This window comes from Bacillus cereus group sp. RP43, from assembly GCF_040459645.1.
GTDB lineage: Bacteria > Bacillota > Bacilli > Bacillales > Bacillaceae_G > Bacillus_A > Bacillus_A mycoides_C.
Map to the genome: position 1 here is coordinate 4,636,918 of NZ_JARVHQ010000001.1, position 17,578 is coordinate 4,654,495.

Genomic DNA, 17,578 nt, shown 5'->3' on the forward strand with positions numbered 1-17,578 from the left:
TAATATTGCCTGGCAACGTCCTACTCTCACAGGGACAAGGTCCCAACTACCATCGGCGCTAGAGAGCTTAACTTCCGTGTTCGGTATGGGAACGGGTGTGACCTCTCTGCCATCATTACCAGACATTATTCTTTTGAGACAATAATTATTATAACTTATTCAAACTGAAAGTCAATAAGTTTTTTATATTCTCTCAAAACTAGATAACGTTGCTTCATATTATATGGTTAAGTCCTCGATCTATTAGTATTCGTCAGCTCCACATGTCGCCACGCTTCCACCTCGAACCTATCAACCTGATCATCTTTCAGGGATCTTACTAGCTTACGCTATGGGAAATCTCATCTTGAGGGGGGCTTCATGCTTAGATGCTTTCAGCACTTATCCCTTCCGCACATAGCTACCCAGCTATGCCCTTGGCAGAACAACTGGTACACCAGCGGTGCGTCCATCCCGGTCCTCTCGTACTAAGGACAGCTCCTCTCAAATTTCCTACGCCCACGACGGATAGGGACCGAACTGTCTCACGACGTTCTGAACCCAGCTCGCGTACCGCTTTAATGGGCGAACAGCCCAACCCTTGGGACCGACTACAGCCCCAGGATGCGATGAGCCGACATCGAGGTGCCAAACCTCCCCGTCGATGTGGACTCTTGGGGGAGATAAGCCTGTTATCCCCGGGGTAGCTTTTATCCGTTGAGCGATGGCCCTTCCATGCGGAACCACCGGATCACTAAGCCCGACTTTCGTCCCTGCTCGACTTGTAGGTCTCGCAGTCAAGCTCCCTTATGCCTTTGCACTCTACGAATGATTTCCAACCATTCTGAGGGAACCTTTGGGCGCCTCCGTTACACTTTAGGAGGCGACCGCCCCAGTCAAACTGCCCACCTGACACTGTCTCCCGGGTCGATAAGACCCGTAGGTTAGAATTTCAATACAGTCAGGGCGGTATCCCACCAGCGCCTCCACCGAAGCTAGCGCTCCGGTTTCAATGGCTCCCGCCTATCCTGTACAAACTGTACCAAAATTCAATATCAGGCTACAGTAAAGCTCCACGGGGTCTTTCCGTCCTGTCGCGGGTAACCTGCATCTTCACAGGTACTATAATTTCACCGAGTCTCTGGTTGAGACAGTGCCCAAATCGTTACACCTTTCGTGCGGGTCGGAACTTACCCGACAAGGAATTTCGCTACCTTAGGACCGTTATAGTTACGGCCGCCGTTTACTGGGGCTTCAGTTCAGAGCTTCGCTTACGCTAACCCCTCTCCTTAACCTTCCAGCACCGGGCAGGTGTCAGCCCCTATACTTCGCCTTACGGCTTCGCAGAGACCTGTGTTTTTGCTAAACAGTCGCTTGGGCCTATTCACTGCGGCTTTCCGTTAAGAAAGCACCCCTTCTCCCGAAGTTACGGGGTCATTTTGCCGAGTTCCTTAACCAGAGTTCTCTCGCACACCTTAGGATTCTCTCCTCGCCTACCTGTGTCGGTTTGCGGTACAGGCACCTTTTATCTCGCTAGAAGCTTTTCTTGGCAGCGGGGAATCAAAGACTTCGCTCCATAAGGAGCTTCCCCATCACAGCTCAGCCTTCACGATAAGCGGATTTGCCTACTTATCAGCCTAACTGCTTGGACGTGCACAACCAATCGCACGCTTCTTCTATCCTTCTGCGTCCCTCCATTGCTCAAACGATAAAGAGGTGGTACAGGAATATCAACCTGTTGTCCATCGCCTACGCCTGTCGGCCTCGGCTTAGGTCCTGACTAACCCTGAGCGGACGAGCCTTCCTCAGGAAACCTTAGGCATTCGGTGGACGGGATTCTCACCCGTCTTTCGCTACTCATACCGGCATTCTCACTTCTAAGCGCTCCACCAGTCCTTCCGGTCTGACTTCACTGCACTTAGAACGCTCCCCTACCACTGATACCATTGGTATCAATTCGCAGCTTCGGTGGTGTATTTAGCCCCGGTACATTTTCGGCGCAGAGTCACTCGACTAGTGAGCTATTACGCACTCTTTAAATGGTGGCTGCTTCTGAGCCAACATCCTAGTTGTCTAAGCAACTCCACATCCTTTTCCACTTAATACACACTTTGGGACCTTAGCTGGCGATCTGGGCTGTTTCCCTCTTGACTACGGATCTTATCACTCGCAGTCTGACTCCTAAGGATAAGTCATTGGCATTCGGAGTTTGACTGAATTCGGTAATCCGATGAGGACCCCTAGTTCAATCAGTGCTCTACCTCCAAGACTCTTACACTTAAGGCTAGCCCTAAAGCTATTTCGGGGAGAACCAGCTATCTCCAGGTTCGATTGGAATTTCTCCGCTACCCACACCTCATCCCCGCACTTTTCAACGTGCGTGGGTTCGGGCCTCCATTCAGTGTTACCTGAACTTCACCCTGGACATGGGTAGATCACCTGGTTTCGGGTCTACGACCACGTACTAAACGCCCTATTCAGACTCGCTTTCGCTGCGGCTCCGCCTCTTCAGCTTAACCTTGCACGGGATCGTAACTCGCCGGTTCATTCTACAAAAGGCACGCCATCACCCATTAACGGGCTCTGACTATTTGTAGGCACACGGTTTCAGGATCTCTTTCACTCCCCTTCCGGGGTGCTTTTCACCTTTCCCTCACGGTACTGGTTCACTATCGATCACTAGGTAGTATTTAGCCTTGGGAGATGGTCCTCCCAGATTCCGACGGAATTTCACGTGTTCCGCCGTACTCAGGATACATTCAAGAGAGAACGAAGTTTCGACTACGGGGTTGTTACCCTCTGTGACGGACCTTTCCAGGTCGCTTCGTCTACCTCGTTCCTTTGTAACTCCGTATAGAATGTCCTACAACCCCAAGAGGCAAGCCTCTTGGTTTGGGCTAGATTCCGTTTCGCTCGCCGCTACTCAGGAAATCGCATTTGCTTTCTCTTCCTCCAGGTACTTAGATGTTTCAGTTCCCTGGGTCTGTCTTCCATACCCTATGTATTCAGGTAAGGATACCATACCATTACGTATAGTGGGTTTCCCCATTCGGAAATCTTCGGATCAAAGCTTACTTACAGCTCCCCGAAGCATATCGGCGTTAGTCCCGTCCTTCATCGACTCCTAGTGTCAAGGCATCCACCGTGCGCCCTTTCTAACTTAACCAAACTAAAATTAAAAAAATATGAGCTACACTGTTATCTAGTTTTCAAAGAACATACATTTAAACTTGAGAGATAGTTCTCTCAAAACTGAACGAAACGAAACAAGTCAACGTTTATTGATGAACTGCGTTCATCAATTCTCCATAGAAAGGAGGTGATCCAGCCGCACCTTCCGATACGGCTACCTTGTTACGACTTCACCCCAATCATCTGTCCCACCTTAGGCGGCTGGCTCCATAAAGGTTACCCCACCGACTTCGGGTGTTACAAACTCTCGTGGTGTGACGGGCGGTGTGTACAAGGCCCGGGAACGTATTCACCGCGGCATGCTGATCCGCGATTACTAGCGATTCCAGCTTCATGTAGGCGAGTTGCAGCCTACAATCCGAACTGAGAACGGTTTTATGAGATTAGCTCCACCTCGCGGTCTTGCAGCTCTTTGTACCGTCCATTGTAGCACGTGTGTAGCCCAGGTCATAAGGGGCATGATGATTTGACGTCATCCCCACCTTCCTCCGGTTTGTCACCGGCAGTCACCTTAGAGTGCCCAACTTAATGATGGCAACTAAGATCAAGGGTTGCGCTCGTTGCGGGACTTAACCCAACATCTCACGACACGAGCTGACGACAACCATGCACCACCTGTCACTCTGCTCCCGAAGGAGAAGTCCTATCTCTAGGATTTTCAGAGGATGTCAAGACCTGGTAAGGTTCTTCGCGTTGCTTCGAATTAAACCACATGCTCCACCGCTTGTGCGGGCCCCCGTCAATTCCTTTGAGTTTCAGCCTTGCGGCCGTACTCCCCAGGCGGAGTGCTTAATGCGTTAACTTCAGCACTAAAGGGCGGAAACCCTCTAACACTTAGCACTCATCGTTTACGGCGTGGACTACCAGGGTATCTAATCCTGTTTGCTCCCCACGCTTTCGCGCCTCAGTGTCAGTTACAGACCAGAAAGTCGCCTTCGCCACTGGTGTTCCTCCATATCTCTACGCATTTCACCGCTACACATGGAATTCCACTTTCCTCTTCTGCACTCAAGTCTCCCAGTTTCCAATGACCCTCCACGGTTGAGCCGTGGGCTTTCACATCAGACTTAAGAAACCACCTGCGCGCGCTTTACGCCCAATAATTCCGGATAACGCTTGCCACCTACGTATTACCGCGGCTGCTGGCACGTAGTTAGCCGTGGCTTTCTGGTTAGGTACCGTCAAGGTGCCAGCTTATTCAACTAGCACTTGTTCTTCCCTAACAACAGAGTTTTACGACCCGAAAGCCTTCATCACTCACGCGGCGTTGCTCCGTCAGACTTTCGTCCATTGCGGAAGATTCCCTACTGCTGCCTCCCGTAGGAGTCTGGGCCGTGTCTCAGTCCCAGTGTGGCCGATCACCCTCTCAGGTCGGCTACGCATCGTTGCCTTGGTGAGCCGTTACCTCACCAACTAGCTAATGCGACGCGGGTCCATCCATAAGTGACAGCCGAAGCCGCCTTTCAATTTCGAACCATGCAGTTCAAAATATTATCCGGTATTAGCCCCGGTTTCCCGGAGTTATCCCAGTCTTATGGGCAGGTTACCCACGTGTTACTCACCCGTCCGCCGCTAACTTCATAAGAGCAAGCTCTTAATCCATTCGCTCGACTTGCATGTATTAGGCACGCCGCCAGCGTTCATCCTGAGCCAGGATCAAACTCTCCAATAAAGTTAGTTTGTCTAGCATCTAAAAATAAAAATTGACGTTCACGTTGTTTGTTTCGTTCAGTTTTCAAAGAACTACTTCGCCGCTCAATTGCGACTTCCTTATGTTAACATCTTCGTTTTTCGATGTCAACTAAGTTTTTCAAATTTCTTTTTTGTCGTTTTCTGCGTTTCCGCATCAGCGACGTTTATTAATATATCACGCAGTATATATAGGGTCAATACTTTTTCTAAAAAAATTTCACATCCCGCTAAAAAGCTAAATTAACTATAGAAAAAAATTACTACTCCTCTTTTATAGACATGCTTCTTCCACCTAATCTCTTTCTGTATTGCATCTTAAAAGAAAGCACTACTGTTCTTTAATAAATGATAAATTTAATCATCGCCTTCGTTTCCATAAAATATTCTAAATTGTGTGTTATATTATTCCTATAGGAGTGTGGTGGGAATGGGTATTAAATATTCGAACAAAATTAATAAAATCCGAACCTTTGCATTGAGTTTAGTATTTATCGGCCTCTTCATTGCATACTTAGGTGTCTTTTTTCGCGAAAACATCATTATTATGACAACCTTTATGATGGTTGGTTTTTTAGCTGTCATCGCTAGCACTGTTGTTTACTTTTGGATTGGTATGTTATCTACAAAAACGATACAAATTATTTGTCCAAGCTGCGATAAACCAACAAAAATGCTCGGTCGTGTCGACGCATGTATGCATTGCAATCAACCTTTAACACTTGATCGAAATCTAGAAGGAAAAGAATTTGATGAGAAATATAATAAGAAAAGTTATAAATCATAGGTATATGGAGCTTACAAAACTAAAGAAGTTTCATCTCATTAAAAAGGTGATTTCTTAACTAAGAAATCACCTCTTGTATTTGTTCTTATTAAATTTGATTCTTCACTTAACATTTTAAATCCTCATGAGTCTAACACGATTGCCATATATAATAAAGAAAGAGGTCGACGTATAGCCGTCAGCCTCTTTCTTTATTATATATTACGCCTTATGACACTCTGGACAAACGCCATAAATTTCTAAGCGATGACTATTAATAACGAAGCCTGTCGTTTTTGCAGCTTCCTCTTCAAGCTGTTCCAATCCTCCATAAGGAAAATCAACAATCTTACCACATTTTTCGCAAATCACATGATAATGTTGACTTGTAACATAATCAAATCTACTTGAAGCGTCTCCATAAGTTAATTCCTTTACAAGTCCAACTTCTTTAAACACACGTAAGTTATTATAGACAGTTGCAACACTCATATTTGGAAACTTACCTTCTAACGCTTTATAAATGTCATCCGCTGTTGGGTGCGTCATAGATTCCACAAGGTACTCTAAAATAGCATGACGCTGTGGAGTAATGCGTACACCCGTATTTTTCAGCATTTCTAGCGCTTCTTTTAATTCTTCTTTGACCACCGTCATGCACCCCGATTCTATACGGATTATTATTTTATAATTCTTATAAAGAGTGTACTCCTTTTCTTATAAATCGTCAATATTTCTACTATAAGTATGTGGTTTATTTTTGTATATAGCCTTACTCTTATGTATCTTTCCCTATTCCTTATACATTTACATAGAAAAAAGTGCGACATAATCGCACTTGGAATACTATCATCTGAGGAGGTATGCCCTACACTTTCACTTTATGTATCGCAAGAAAATATGTATAGACGCATGCCTTACATATGTATTTTTTATCCTCATTAATATAGATTTATTTTATATAAGAAAGAACGTCCTCAATATGTCCTTTCACTTTCACTTTACGCCATTCTTTTACAAGTTCACCATCTTTATTGATAAGGAATGTAGAACGCTCGATTCCCATGTACTCTTTTCCAAAGTTCTTTTTCAACTTCCAAACATCGTACAATTCTGCTACTTTATGATCTTCATCTACTAAAAGTACAAATGGAAGCTCATGCTTCTCGATGAATTTCATATGTCTGTTCACCGAATCAGGACTTACACCCAGGATGACCGTGTCCTTCTCTTGGAATAATCCATATGCATCACGAAAATCACATGCTTCAGTTGTACACCCTGGAGTCATATCTTTCGGGTAAAAGTATAAAACCACATTTTTACCTCGGAAGTCAGCTAAGCGAATTTGTTCTCCGGTACTTCCCTCTAATGTGAATTCCGGTGCTATTTCTCCTACTGTGATCATTGTTATCACTCCTTTTCTTTTCTATTACTATAACAAATGCTACCTTATTTTTCATTGTCCATTACAGTCCTTACCACAAAGGCAAACGGTAATGTATATCCAATTAGCGCTTCTCCAATTGCAATCCATCTTCCGATTCCAATCGGAGCTATATCACCATATCCAACGGACAATAAAGTAACCGCGCTAAAATATAAACATATTTCAACGAGTTGAAAGGAATGAGCACTTAGCCTATCCCCATCTTCTTTCAAAACTGCAAAACCCATTTCCTCTAGCACAACATAACTTAATCCAAACGCAATCAGTACCGTTGTATAAATTAAAAACAACGTAGCTAAATTGTACAGCGAAAAGAAACGATTGGAATTTGAATATGAACTCCATAGTAATTGGACACTTCTCAAAATAGCAATTGCTGCAATTAATAGAATAAATCCCCATAACATGTCCTCCACCTCATTTTATATGTATGAGGACTACAGCTGATTTATCCCTTAGAAACGAACAAGCTTCTTTAATTAATTTCCTGCACCACGATATCGTTTGACCCCTTGATTCCAGAGGGTAATTGCAATAGTAAAACAGATAACACCAACAATTGGCGTTGCGAAAGCATAGCTATTCCACTCTGTTTTTCTTAAAAAGTATGCTGCTGGATATACCCCAACAAATGCAAACGGTAAAACAAACGTTAAAATAAAGCGAATAACACGGTTATAAATATCAACAGGATAGCGTCCATAATTCCCTATGTTATACATAAGCGGCATAATAGAACTTTTCGCATCCGACCAAAAGCCAAGACTTGCAAGCGTAACAAATATTCCGCCGTACACAAGTGCCCCTCCTCCTACCATAAATAGGAATAAGAAGAAATCATACCAGTAAAAAGATAATTGCAGCTCCATTGCTGCATAACCCATAACAATAATCCCCGTAACAGCTCCAATTAAAGATTCAAGTTCCATTCTTTCTAATATAATTTGAAATAAACTATGAATCGGTCTCGTTAATATACGGTCCATTTCTCCTTTAATAATGTAACGATCATTAAAGTCCCATATATTAAAGAAAGCTGAAAAAATGGCAAACGGTACTAAAAAGAAACCATAAATAAAGATTACTTCTTCTCGGCTCCACCCTTTTAGTGCTTGCGTATGCCCAAACACAACAAGAATGAAAATTAAATTAACAGCTTGTAGTGATAAATCTGAAAGTAATCCGACGATAAAATCGCCACGATACTCCAATTTTGTTTTTATATATTGACTTGCATATTGCAAAAATAATTTTATATATATCATCTCATCATCCCCCTTGTACGATTAGACGTTTTCTCGCCGTTTTCCACATCAGTACAATTGGAATAATAAGTATAATTGCCCAAATCACTTGAAATAATAAAGCTTCATATAACTTACTTCCTTGTATACCTTCAGAGAAAATCATACTCGGAATATAACTAATTGCTTGAAACGGTAAAAACACCATTGCTTTTTGGGCCCATAACGGATAAAAACTAATCGGTAATAATAAACCAGAAAATAAATCGATAACAACACGTTTCGCATACATAATTCCACTATTATTAAATAAGAAGAATGTAAGCATTCCTGTCATTAAATTTATTTGTGTATTAATGATAAAACTAAATATTAAAGATAAGAAGAAATATAACCACGTTTGAAAATTCGTTGTAATTTGTAATGAAAATAATAACGTAACAATAACCATACCTGGAATCGAAAAGAAAGCAAAACGAAATATCCCTTCTCCAAGCCCTTGCATAACTTTCATACCTAAATAGTTGTACGGACGAATTAGCTCTACCGCCACACGTCCTTCTTGAATTTCCATCGCAATTTCTCTATCTATATTATTGAAATAAAAAGCGCGTGCCATCCATGCGATCGCAATATACGTAGTCATTTGTGAAATAGATAAACTTTCAATATTCTCTTTCCCGCTATAAATTGCTTGCCATAAAAAATAATATGCACCAATGTTAATCGTATAAATTAAAATCCCACTGTAATAATTTGTACGATAAGCAAGCATCATTAAAAAGCGAATCCGAATCATTTCAATATACTTACCCATGCATAATACCTTCTTCATAAATGTTACGAATAATTTCCTCTGTAGACACTTCGTTAATTTTCAAATCTTTAATTTGAAAGGCTTGTACTACTTTAGAAATCAACATAGAAATGATAACTTCTTCATTCGGTATTTTTGCAACCCATGCGTTTTCTTCTTTCGCCTTTGACCAAACGACATGACTATCTGGCATAACCATTGATAACTCCTGGTATGAAACTGGGGCAACAAACTGAAAATGTATTTCCTTCTCTACTCCCCACTGTGTACGAAGATTATCTAAAGATCCGTCATACATAATATTTCCTTCATCAAGCATGATGACGCGTTCACATAAAGCTTCAATATCAGTAATATCATGTGTCGTTAATAAAATTGTTGTTTTATAACGTTCATTCATCTCTTTTAAGAATTCTCGTATTTTCAATTTCACAAGAACATCTAGGCCAATTGTCGGCTCATCTAAAAATAATAACGGCGGATTATGAATTAACGCCGCTGCCAATTCACAACGCATTCTTTGACCAAGAGATAATTTTCGTACTGGTTTATCTAATAAAGGACCGATATCTAACGTTTCAATAACATGTTCCATATGTTCCTTATACTGAGCGTCTGATACACCGTATACTTTCTTCAATAAACGAAATGATTCTTGTACAGCGATATCCCACCAAAGCTGCGAACGCTGCCCAAACACAACACCGATTGTTCTTACAAATTCTTCTCTCTGTTTGTGTGGATTCATTCCGTTCACTGTAATTTGTCCTGATGTCGGAGTCAAAATCCCTGTAAGCATTTTAATCGTCGTTGATTTACCAGCACCATTTTCACCAATATAACCAACCATTTCACCTTGCTTTACAGTAAAAGACACATCATTTACTGCTGGTACTATTTTATAATTACGATTTAATAAATCGCGAAATGCACCCTTTAAGCCCGGACGACTTGAATAGGCTGTAAACTCTTTACGTAACCCTTGTACCTCAATTACCGATTTCATAATCGGACCCCCTTCCTAAATGTCACAACGAATAGTTTACCCAACTGCTCCTTCTATCACAAACAATACGTCTTTTCGAAAAACATGTTAGAATAATACATAGATTTTTGTAAGGAGATGAATTGTAGTGAATTTCACAAAATCAGAAGCATTACATAAAGAAGCATTAGAACATATCGTTGGTGGTGTTAATAGTCCTTCTCGCTCTTTTAAAGCAGTTGGAGGCGGTTCTCCTGTTGCAATGGAACGCGGGAAAGGTGCTTATTTCTGGGATGTAGATGGAAATAAATATATCGACTATTTAGCAGCATATGGTCCTATTATTACTGGACATGCTCACCCGCACGTAACAGAAGCAATTAAAACAGCGGCTGAAAATGGTGTACTATACGGTACTCCTACAGCACTAGAAGTAAAATTTGCAAAAATGTTAAAAGAAGCAATGCCCGCTTTAGATAAAGTCCGCTTCGTAAACTCGGGTACAGAATCCGTTATGACAACCATTCGTGTTGCTCGTGCTTACACTGGTCGCACAAAAATTATGAAATTCGCTGGTTGTTACCACGGTCATTCCGATTTAGTACTTGTAGCAGCTGGCTCTGGTCCTTCTACTCTTGGAATTCCTGATTCAGCTGGTGTGCCACAAAGTATCGCTCAAGAAGTTATTACTGTTCCATTTAATAATGTAGAAACTTTAAAAGAAGCGTTAGATAAATGGGGACATGAAGTAGCAGCTATCCTTGTAGAACCGATTGTTGGAAACTTCGGTATTGTAGAGCCAAAACCTGGCTTCCTCGAAAAAGTAAACGAACTTGTTCACGAAGCTGGCGCACTAGTAATTTATGATGAAGTTATTACTGCTTTCCGCTTTATGTATGGCGGCGCTCAAGACTTACTTGGCGTAACACCAGATTTAACAGCACTTGGTAAAGTTATCGGCGGCGGTCTTCCAATTGGCGCTTACGGTGGTAAGAAAGAAATTATGGAACAAGTTGCACCGCTCGGCCCTGCATACCAAGCTGGTACAATGGCCGGGAACCCTGCTTCTATGGCATCAGGTATTGCCTGCCTAGAAGTACTTCAACAAGAAGGTGTATACGAGAAATTAGATGCACTTGGCGCAATGCTTGAAAAAGGAATTTTAGATCAAGCTACAAAACATAACATCGATATTACAGTAAACCGTCTAAAGGGTGCATTAACTGTATACTTCACGACAAATACAATTGAAGATTACGATGCAGCCAAAAGTACAGATGGTGAAATGTTCGGTAGATTCTTCAAGCTGATGCTTCAAGAAGGTATTAATTTAGCACCTTCTAAATATGAAGCATGGTTCTTAACGACAGAACATACAAAAGAAGATATTGAATATACAATTGAAGCTGTTGGCAGAGCATTTGCTGCTTTAGCAGACAATAAATAACCCCTGTAATTAAAAGGAAAAAAGAAAGCAACCTTTCTTTTTTCCTTTTTTCTATTTCATAAATCCCTCATTAATAGTATAATTATTCATAATTATCTGTTTTATATTCTTTTATATCCTTACTATCCCTGTATACAAGGCAGTTCACGCCTTAAATAGTAAGATTATTCAAAATCCATTTTCCAGAGGGGGGATTGACGGATGCTCAATAAAAAAAATAAATGGACACCGTCTTTATTTCGGAATTATAAAAATGCAGAACATGATGCGTGTGGAATCGTTTCCGTTATGGAAAAACGAAGAATTCCTACAAAAGAAAATATCGACCTTTGTATACAATCACTTGTCAAAATGAATCATAGAGCTGGTTTCATTAATGGCGAAGGAGATGGTATCGGCATTCATATCGACATGCCAAAAGCACTTTGGAATGAAAAACTGAAAAGTAGCGGATATAATCCAACGATTGTGGATCATCCCCACTTTATCGTTGGACATTTTTTTCTAAACAAAAAGGAAAACATCGCTGAGTTAAAAGATTACATTCGTACGCAACTAAACAATGAAAACTTTACAATTGTTCTCGAAAATGATGATGTAATAAACTCAGATGCACTCGGTCCTCTTGGTAAACAAGAAGAACCTGTATTTTGGCAAATTGCCCTTATCGCCGAAAGTGAAGTTAAAAATATTGAACAAACATTATTTTCTGTAACAATAAAAATCGAAGAAAATGAAGCAATTCATGTTTCCTCATTAAGTCATGAACATGTTGTATATAAAGTTCTCGGCGCTGGTGATACACTCGTTGCTTATTACAATGATTTACAACACCCACTTATCGCTTCAACTATGACACTAGGACATAATCGCTATTCTACTAATACGTTATCTAACTTTTTTCGTGTACAACCATTTAGTATTCTCGGGCATAATGGTGAAATTAACACGATTGCAAAATTACGCGATCAAGCTGAAATGATTAATGTACCACTTACTGCCGGGGGCAGTGATTCCCAAGATTTAAACCGCACCTTAGAAACCCTTCTCGTTCAGTATAACTACAGTTTATTTGAAGCAATGGATATATTATTTCCACCAATTATTAATGAAATAAAACTTTACGAAACAAACTTACAAAACTTATACACTTATATACGTGAGGCTTGGGGGCATTTCGCACAAGGTCCAGCTGGCATCATTTCACGTTATAAAGATGAAGCTGTTTTCAGTGTCGATTCCCTTGGATTACGCCCAGTTTGGAAAGTAGAGACAGAGAGCTCCTATATTTTCTCTTCTGAACCTGGAGTTGTATCACCAACTGAATATGTAGCAGAGCCGAAACCACTCGCTCCTGGAGAAAAAGTTGGATTACAATGGAATGAACAAGATGAGCTCGTTCTCTATGAATACGACAATTATCAAATTGAAGTCTATAACCGTTTTAAGAAACGAATCGATGTTAGTAATTATCATTTAAACTTATCTATCCCTGAAACGAAAGAAACTGAGGGATTATGTGATTCTGTTCAAGTTGAAACAAGGCAATACGTTGCTTTCGGCTGGGATCGAGAACATATTCAGCTCCTTGAACAGATGGCAACAAAAGGCGTCGAACCAATTCGGTCACTTGGGCATGACTCACCACTTTCCGCACTTGATACAGATAGACGAAATATTGCTGATTTCATTAAGGAAAGTGTAGCCGTTGTTACAAATCCAGCAATCGATCGTGATCGAGAAGTCGAACACTTCTCCACACGTACTGTACTCGGAGAGCGTCCGAGTTTATTAGATAACTCTAAACAACCATTTGTAATCGAGATGCTTTCACCCATTATTTTAGAAGGAAATTTAGCTCAATCTATCGCGGCAGACTTACACACGATTACGTACGAACAACTTATACAGCTATTCATTACTCATAGCTCTGCCTCTACAATTTCAGTTACATTTAGTCCATCAGAAACTTTACAAAGCGCATTAAATCGAATTAGTTCCGAAGCGATAGCAGCCGTTAAAAATGGAGCTTCCCTACTATTATTAGATGACGCTAACTCTCATCAAAATGAACTATTATGGATTGATCCACATTTAGTTACCGCTAAAGTACATCAAGCATTAACTGAAAATAAATTACGCCGAAAATGCTCTCTCGTTATACGTTCCGGTGCCCTTCGCTCCTTACACGATATTGTCACGCTATATGGATTAGGGGCAGATGGTATTAATCCATATTTATTGTTCGCAACTGTAAATGATGGCACAAAAGCACCAATTACTAATTTGTATACCGCACTTAATAAAGGACTAGAGAAAGTAATTTCAACGATTGGAATTCATGAATTACGCGGTTACGGTCGCCTCTTCTCCTCTATTGGATTACATGAGGAAATCGCAAATATATTACAAATTACAAACTTCTTCGGTTCAAATGATTTAGCTTTTTCACTTGACTCACTTACTGAAGATGCAAAAATTCGAGCTGATGATTATAACAATCCAAAAGTTAGAATGAGAAAATCATTTCATATATTCCCGCGAATTTGGAAAGCGATTGGTGATGTTGCAAAAGGAAACCCTTATGATGATTACCGCGACAAGTTAAGTGAATTAGAAGAAAACACTCCCATCGCAATCAGGCACCTTGTTCAAACAAAACAAGCACAGCATGTAGTTCCAACTGAAGAAGTGTCCATCCGCATTCACAATCATGATTTACCATTTATTATTAGTTCTATGTCATTTGGTTCTCAAAATGAAATTGCCTTTCGCGCATATGCAGAAGCTGCCGATCAGCTAAATATGATTAGTTTGAACGGTGAAGGCGGCGAAATTAAAGATATGATTGGTAAGTACCCACATACACGTGGACAACAAGTTGCATCTGGTCGATTTGGAGTAAACGCTGAACTACTAAATTCATCAAATTTAATTGAAATTAAAATCGGTCAAGGAGCAAAACCTGGTGAAGGTGGACATTTGCCAGGTTCAAAAGTAACTGCCAAAATTGCTGAAGCACGTAATGCTACAATTGGTTCGGATTTAATTTCACCTTCTAACAACCATGATATTTATTCAATTGAAGACCTGGCTCAAATGATTACAGAAATTAAAACGGCTAATCATCTTGCAAAAGTAGCTGTAAAAGTTCCTGTCGTCCCTAACATCGGAACAATTGCTGTCGGTATCGCAAAAGCTGGCGCTGACTTTATTAACATTAGTGGATTTGATGGTGGAACAGGCGCTGCGCGTATTCACGCATTGCAACATGTAGGTCTTCCTGTAGAAATCGGTGTTAAAGCTGCTCACAATGCGTTACTAGAAGCAAATATGAGACATAAAGTAGAAATTTGGGCAGATGGTGGTATTCGAAGTGTAAATGACGCCTTAAAGATCATGCTCCTTGGAGCAAACCGGATTGGATTTGGCACATTATCAATGATTGCAATTGGCTGTACAACTTGCCGTGGTTGTCATCTCGATACGTGCCACGTCGGAATTGCAACACAAATTGAATCTGAAGCTCAAGCGAAAGAACATGGACTCCGCCGTTTCGTTCCACGTGAATTAGAAAGCGCAGTTACAGGGCTATTAAGCCTATTCACTACTTTCGGTACAGAATTGAAACGTTTAACAGGTCAGCTCGGCTACACGAACTTACAAGATATTATCGGACGATCGGATTTATTAGAACAAACTCGAGGCAAGGACTTATTAGACTTACGTAATTTAATACAAACGATAGAAGACTCATCCGTGAAAATAACGGCATCTGTACAAGAAAAACAATTTGAAATAACAAATTCTCTCCATTCAAAAGAATTAGTAAGCGTCGGCGTAGAGCAACGCGTAATGGGCGGTCTAGAATCCTGTTATCGTATTCGTAGCAAATTATATGAAAACACTCATCTTGAACCACTTACATTAAAGTATACAAACGGATCTGTTCCCGGAAACGGATTAGGCGCGTACAATAGCGAGAACTTATTTATACACGTAAATGGCGGCGCACAAGACGGAATTGGAAAAACTTCATTTGGCGGTGGCATTTATATAACGAAAGCAAAAGGAAAAGATGGAACATATTATAACGGCTCTGTCGGAAAAGGATTTGGATACGGTGCTCAAAAAGGTGCATTATACGTGCAAGGTAACGCTGATGCTCGTGCTGGCATTCGCCTTTCTGGAGCAGATATGATAATTGGAGGCAGAATTACAAAACCACTCCGCGAACAAGAACAAGGAAATATCGGAGTATATTCTAATATAAAAGGATTTGCTTTTGAATATATGACAAATGGTCGCGCTCTTGTTTTAGGAGATCCTGGTCCATGGATTTGTGCCGGCATGACTGGTGGTGTTGTTTATTTACGTCATGAGCCAAACTTAGGTTTAACAGAACACGCTTTAAGAAGAAGAATTGCTAAAGGTGCAAATGTAACATTGCAGTCAATTAGTAAAAATGGTTTGCAAGATGTGAATGAATTATTATTAGACTACATTCGTGTATTAAATGAGCATGAACAATATGAAGAAGTCGCTTTGTTAACACCATTATTAGATAATATCCAACTTCACTTCTATGAAATTATCCCGAAAAAAGAACAGACGGATCCATCGATTTCAACTGAATGATACGTACAATATTTATTTTCATAAAAAAATTGACGAAGCGAGCATCGCATAGTAATCTAGAATAACAATTTGAAACCTGCTGAAATTCAGCAGGTTTTTTTATTAAAGAATAGATGTTTAAAGAGAACTTGGAGAAATTATAAATGGACTGTAATTTATTTATTAAACTTTTTTAACGTCACTAAAATATCACTTGCTAACATATTGTAATGAATGTATAGTATCATGTTGTACATTCATTATGACAAGAGAAAGGATATCAATAAGGGTATGAAACTTGGTGCTCGCATTTTAAAAACGGGTATTGCCATTACATTAGCTTTATTTGCTTGTATTTTACTTCAATTACCGAGCCCAGTATTTGCGGGAATCTCAGCTATCTTTGCTGTTCAACCTTCTGTATACCGCTCATATTTAACGGCTCTTGAGCAAATTCAAGCAAACGTAATTGGTGCTGTATTCGCTATCGTATTTGCTGCTGCTTTTGGACATAATCCTTTTATTATTGGATTAACGTGTATATTAGTAATTGCTCTTACTTTACAATTACGCTTGGAAAACACAATATCAATCGCTTTAGTAACAGTTATCGCCATTATGGAGTATCAAGGCGAAGATTTCTTTAATTTTGCCTTACTTCGATTCGCGACGATTATGATTGGAATTATTGCGGCTTCGCTTGTAAATTTAGTATTTATGCCGCCAAAATATGAAACGAAACTTTACCATCGCATCGTTGATAATACAGAAGAAATTGTCAAATGGATTCGTATGAACAGTAGGCAAGCTTCTGATTTTACAACGCTAAAAACCGATATTGACCGCATGAAAGAAAAAATGATTAAACTAAATCATTACTATTTGCTTTATAAAGAAGAAAGAAGTTACACGAAGAAAATACAATTCGCGAAAATTCGTAAGCTCGTTTTATTCAGACAAATGTTAGCGACAACAAGCCGCGCTTTAAGCACGTTAAAGTCATTACATCGTACTGAAAATGAACTGCGCTATATGCCGGAAGAGTTTCAGGAATCTATTCAAAACGAACTTGATTCATTAACGCATTATCACGAACAAGTGTTATTAAAATTTATTGGTAAAGCAAAGAAACAACAATCCGTTGAGATGCTTGATGAAGTTGAAACAGGTAAACAAGAATTGATTGATATCTTTATGGATTATCAAAATAAGGACGATGAGGAAGCATATAAAATATGGTTACACCTCTTCCCTCTTATTTCTTCAATTATTAACTACAGTGAGGAAGTAGAGCATTTAGATTTACTTGTGGATAGCTTCTACACATACCATAAACCAGAAAGCGAACTCCAAATCGAAGATAAAAAAGAAGACGAATAAAAAAACAGCTCC

At 40.2% G+C, this 17,578-nt stretch carries 10 protein-coding genes and 3 rRNA genes; 4 read left to right on the forward strand and 9 right to left on the reverse strand.

Going from position 1 to position 17,578, the window contains the following annotated elements; genetic code table 11:
* Positions 1-7 precede the first annotated feature (7 nt).
* From rrf to QCI75_RS24155, 3 genes are all read right to left on the reverse strand, one after another.
* Positions 8-123, reverse strand: a 5S ribosomal RNA gene (rrf, locus tag QCI75_RS24145).
* Positions 124-223: 100 nt separating this feature from the next.
* Positions 224-3,145 (reverse strand): 23S ribosomal RNA (locus QCI75_RS24150).
* Positions 3,146-3,291: 146 nt separating this feature from the next.
* Positions 3,292-4,843 (reverse strand): 16S ribosomal RNA (locus tag QCI75_RS24155).
* The 16S, 23S and 5S rRNA genes sit together here, the layout of an rRNA operon.
* Positions 4,844-5,290: 447 nt before the next feature.
* Here QCI75_RS24155 and QCI75_RS24160 point away from each other — a divergent pair.
* On the forward strand, positions 5,291-5,647 hold the full coding sequence (locus QCI75_RS24160) for a YgzB family protein (RefSeq protein WP_002125074.1): 357 nt from the start codon (positions 5,291-5,293) through the stop codon (positions 5,645-5,647).
* Between the two features lie 201 nt (positions 5,648-5,848).
* On the opposite strand, the gene perR is transcribed toward QCI75_RS24160, so the two are convergent.
* From perR to QCI75_RS24190, 6 genes are all read right to left on the reverse strand, one after another.
* The gene (perR, locus tag QCI75_RS24165) at positions 5,849-6,277 is read right to left on the reverse strand and encodes a peroxide-responsive transcriptional repressor PerR (protein WP_000237831.1); all 429 of its coding nucleotides are present in this window, start codon (positions 6,275-6,277) and stop codon (positions 5,849-5,851) included.
* Positions 6,278-6,578: 301 nt separating this feature from the next.
* Positions 6,579-7,034: a thioredoxin-dependent thiol peroxidase gene (gene bcp, locus QCI75_RS24170; RefSeq protein ID WP_002010353.1), complete on the reverse strand. Its 456-nt coding sequence runs from the start codon at positions 7,032-7,034 to the stop codon at positions 6,579-6,581.
* Between the two features lie 44 nt (positions 7,035-7,078).
* Entirely contained in the window at positions 7,079-7,483 is a 405-nt protein-coding gene (locus tag QCI75_RS24175) for a potassium channel family protein (RefSeq protein WP_002091112.1), read from the reverse strand.
* A gap of 72 nt (positions 7,484-7,555) precedes the next feature.
* A complete protein-coding gene (locus QCI75_RS24180; RefSeq protein ID WP_098778068.1) occupies positions 7,556-8,341 on the reverse strand; it encodes an ABC transporter permease in 786 nt (261 codons plus the stop codon).
* A 4-nt stretch (positions 8,342-8,345) separates the two neighbouring features.
* A complete protein-coding gene (locus QCI75_RS24185; protein WP_000521522.1) occupies positions 8,346-9,137 on the reverse strand; it encodes an ABC transporter permease in 792 nt (263 codons plus the stop codon).
* Positions 9,130-10,143 carry an ABC transporter ATP-binding protein gene (locus tag QCI75_RS24190; protein ID WP_002115964.1) on the reverse strand — a complete coding sequence of 338 codons (1,014 nt, stop codon included), beginning with the start codon at positions 10,141-10,143 and terminating at the stop codon, positions 9,130-9,132. The genes QCI75_RS24185 and QCI75_RS24190 overlap by 8 nt, the downstream gene beginning before the upstream one ends.
* Positions 10,144-10,270: 127 nt before the next feature.
* Between QCI75_RS24190 and hemL the strand changes: the two genes are divergently transcribed.
* The 3 genes from hemL (at position 10,271) to QCI75_RS24205 (ending at position 17,566) form a co-directional block, all read left to right on the forward strand.
* Complete coding sequence (gene hemL, locus QCI75_RS24195; RefSeq protein ID WP_144508388.1) at positions 10,271-11,569, forward strand: glutamate-1-semialdehyde-2,1-aminomutase; 1,299 nt, start codon at positions 10,271-10,273, stop codon at positions 11,567-11,569.
* Between the two features lie 201 nt (positions 11,570-11,770).
* The gene (locus QCI75_RS24200; protein WP_353761317.1) at positions 11,771-16,207 is read left to right on the forward strand and encodes a glutamate synthase-related protein; all 4,437 of its coding nucleotides are present in this window, start codon (positions 11,771-11,773) and stop codon (positions 16,205-16,207) included.
* 270 nt (positions 16,208-16,477) lie between these two features.
* Positions 16,478-17,566 carry an aromatic acid exporter family protein gene (locus tag QCI75_RS24205; RefSeq protein WP_070140784.1) on the forward strand — a complete coding sequence of 363 codons (1,089 nt, stop codon included), beginning with the start codon at positions 16,478-16,480 and terminating at the stop codon, positions 17,564-17,566.
* Positions 17,567-17,578: the final 12 nt, after the last annotated feature.

Excerpts from the sequence above, each read along its gene's own strand:
- QCI75_RS24160 (WP_002125074.1), top strand. The coding sequence starts at position 5,291 with ATGGGTATTAAATATTCGAACAAAATTAATAAAATCCGAACCTTTGCA.
- bcp (WP_002010353.1), bottom strand. The coding sequence starts at position 7,034 with ATGATCACAGTAGGAGAAATAGCACCGGAATTCACATTAGAGGGAAGT.
- QCI75_RS24175 (WP_002091112.1), bottom strand. The coding sequence starts at position 7,483 with ATGTTATGGGGATTTATTCTATTAATTGCAGCAATTGCTATTTTGAGA.
- QCI75_RS24180 (WP_098778068.1), bottom strand. The coding sequence starts at position 8,341 with ATGATATATATAAAATTATTTTTGCAATATGCAAGTCAATATATAAAA.
- QCI75_RS24185 (WP_000521522.1), bottom strand. The coding sequence starts at position 9,137 with ATGGGTAAGTATATTGAAATGATTCGGATTCGCTTTTTAATGATGCTT.
- QCI75_RS24190 (WP_002115964.1), bottom strand. The coding sequence starts at position 10,143 with ATGAAATCGGTAATTGAGGTACAAGGGTTACGTAAAGAGTTTACAGCC.
- QCI75_RS24200 (WP_353761317.1), top strand. The coding sequence starts at position 11,771 with ATGCTCAATAAAAAAAATAAATGGACACCGTCTTTATTTCGGAATTAT.
- QCI75_RS24205 (WP_070140784.1), top strand. The coding sequence starts at position 16,478 with ATGAAACTTGGTGCTCGCATTTTAAAAACGGGTATTGCCATTACATTA.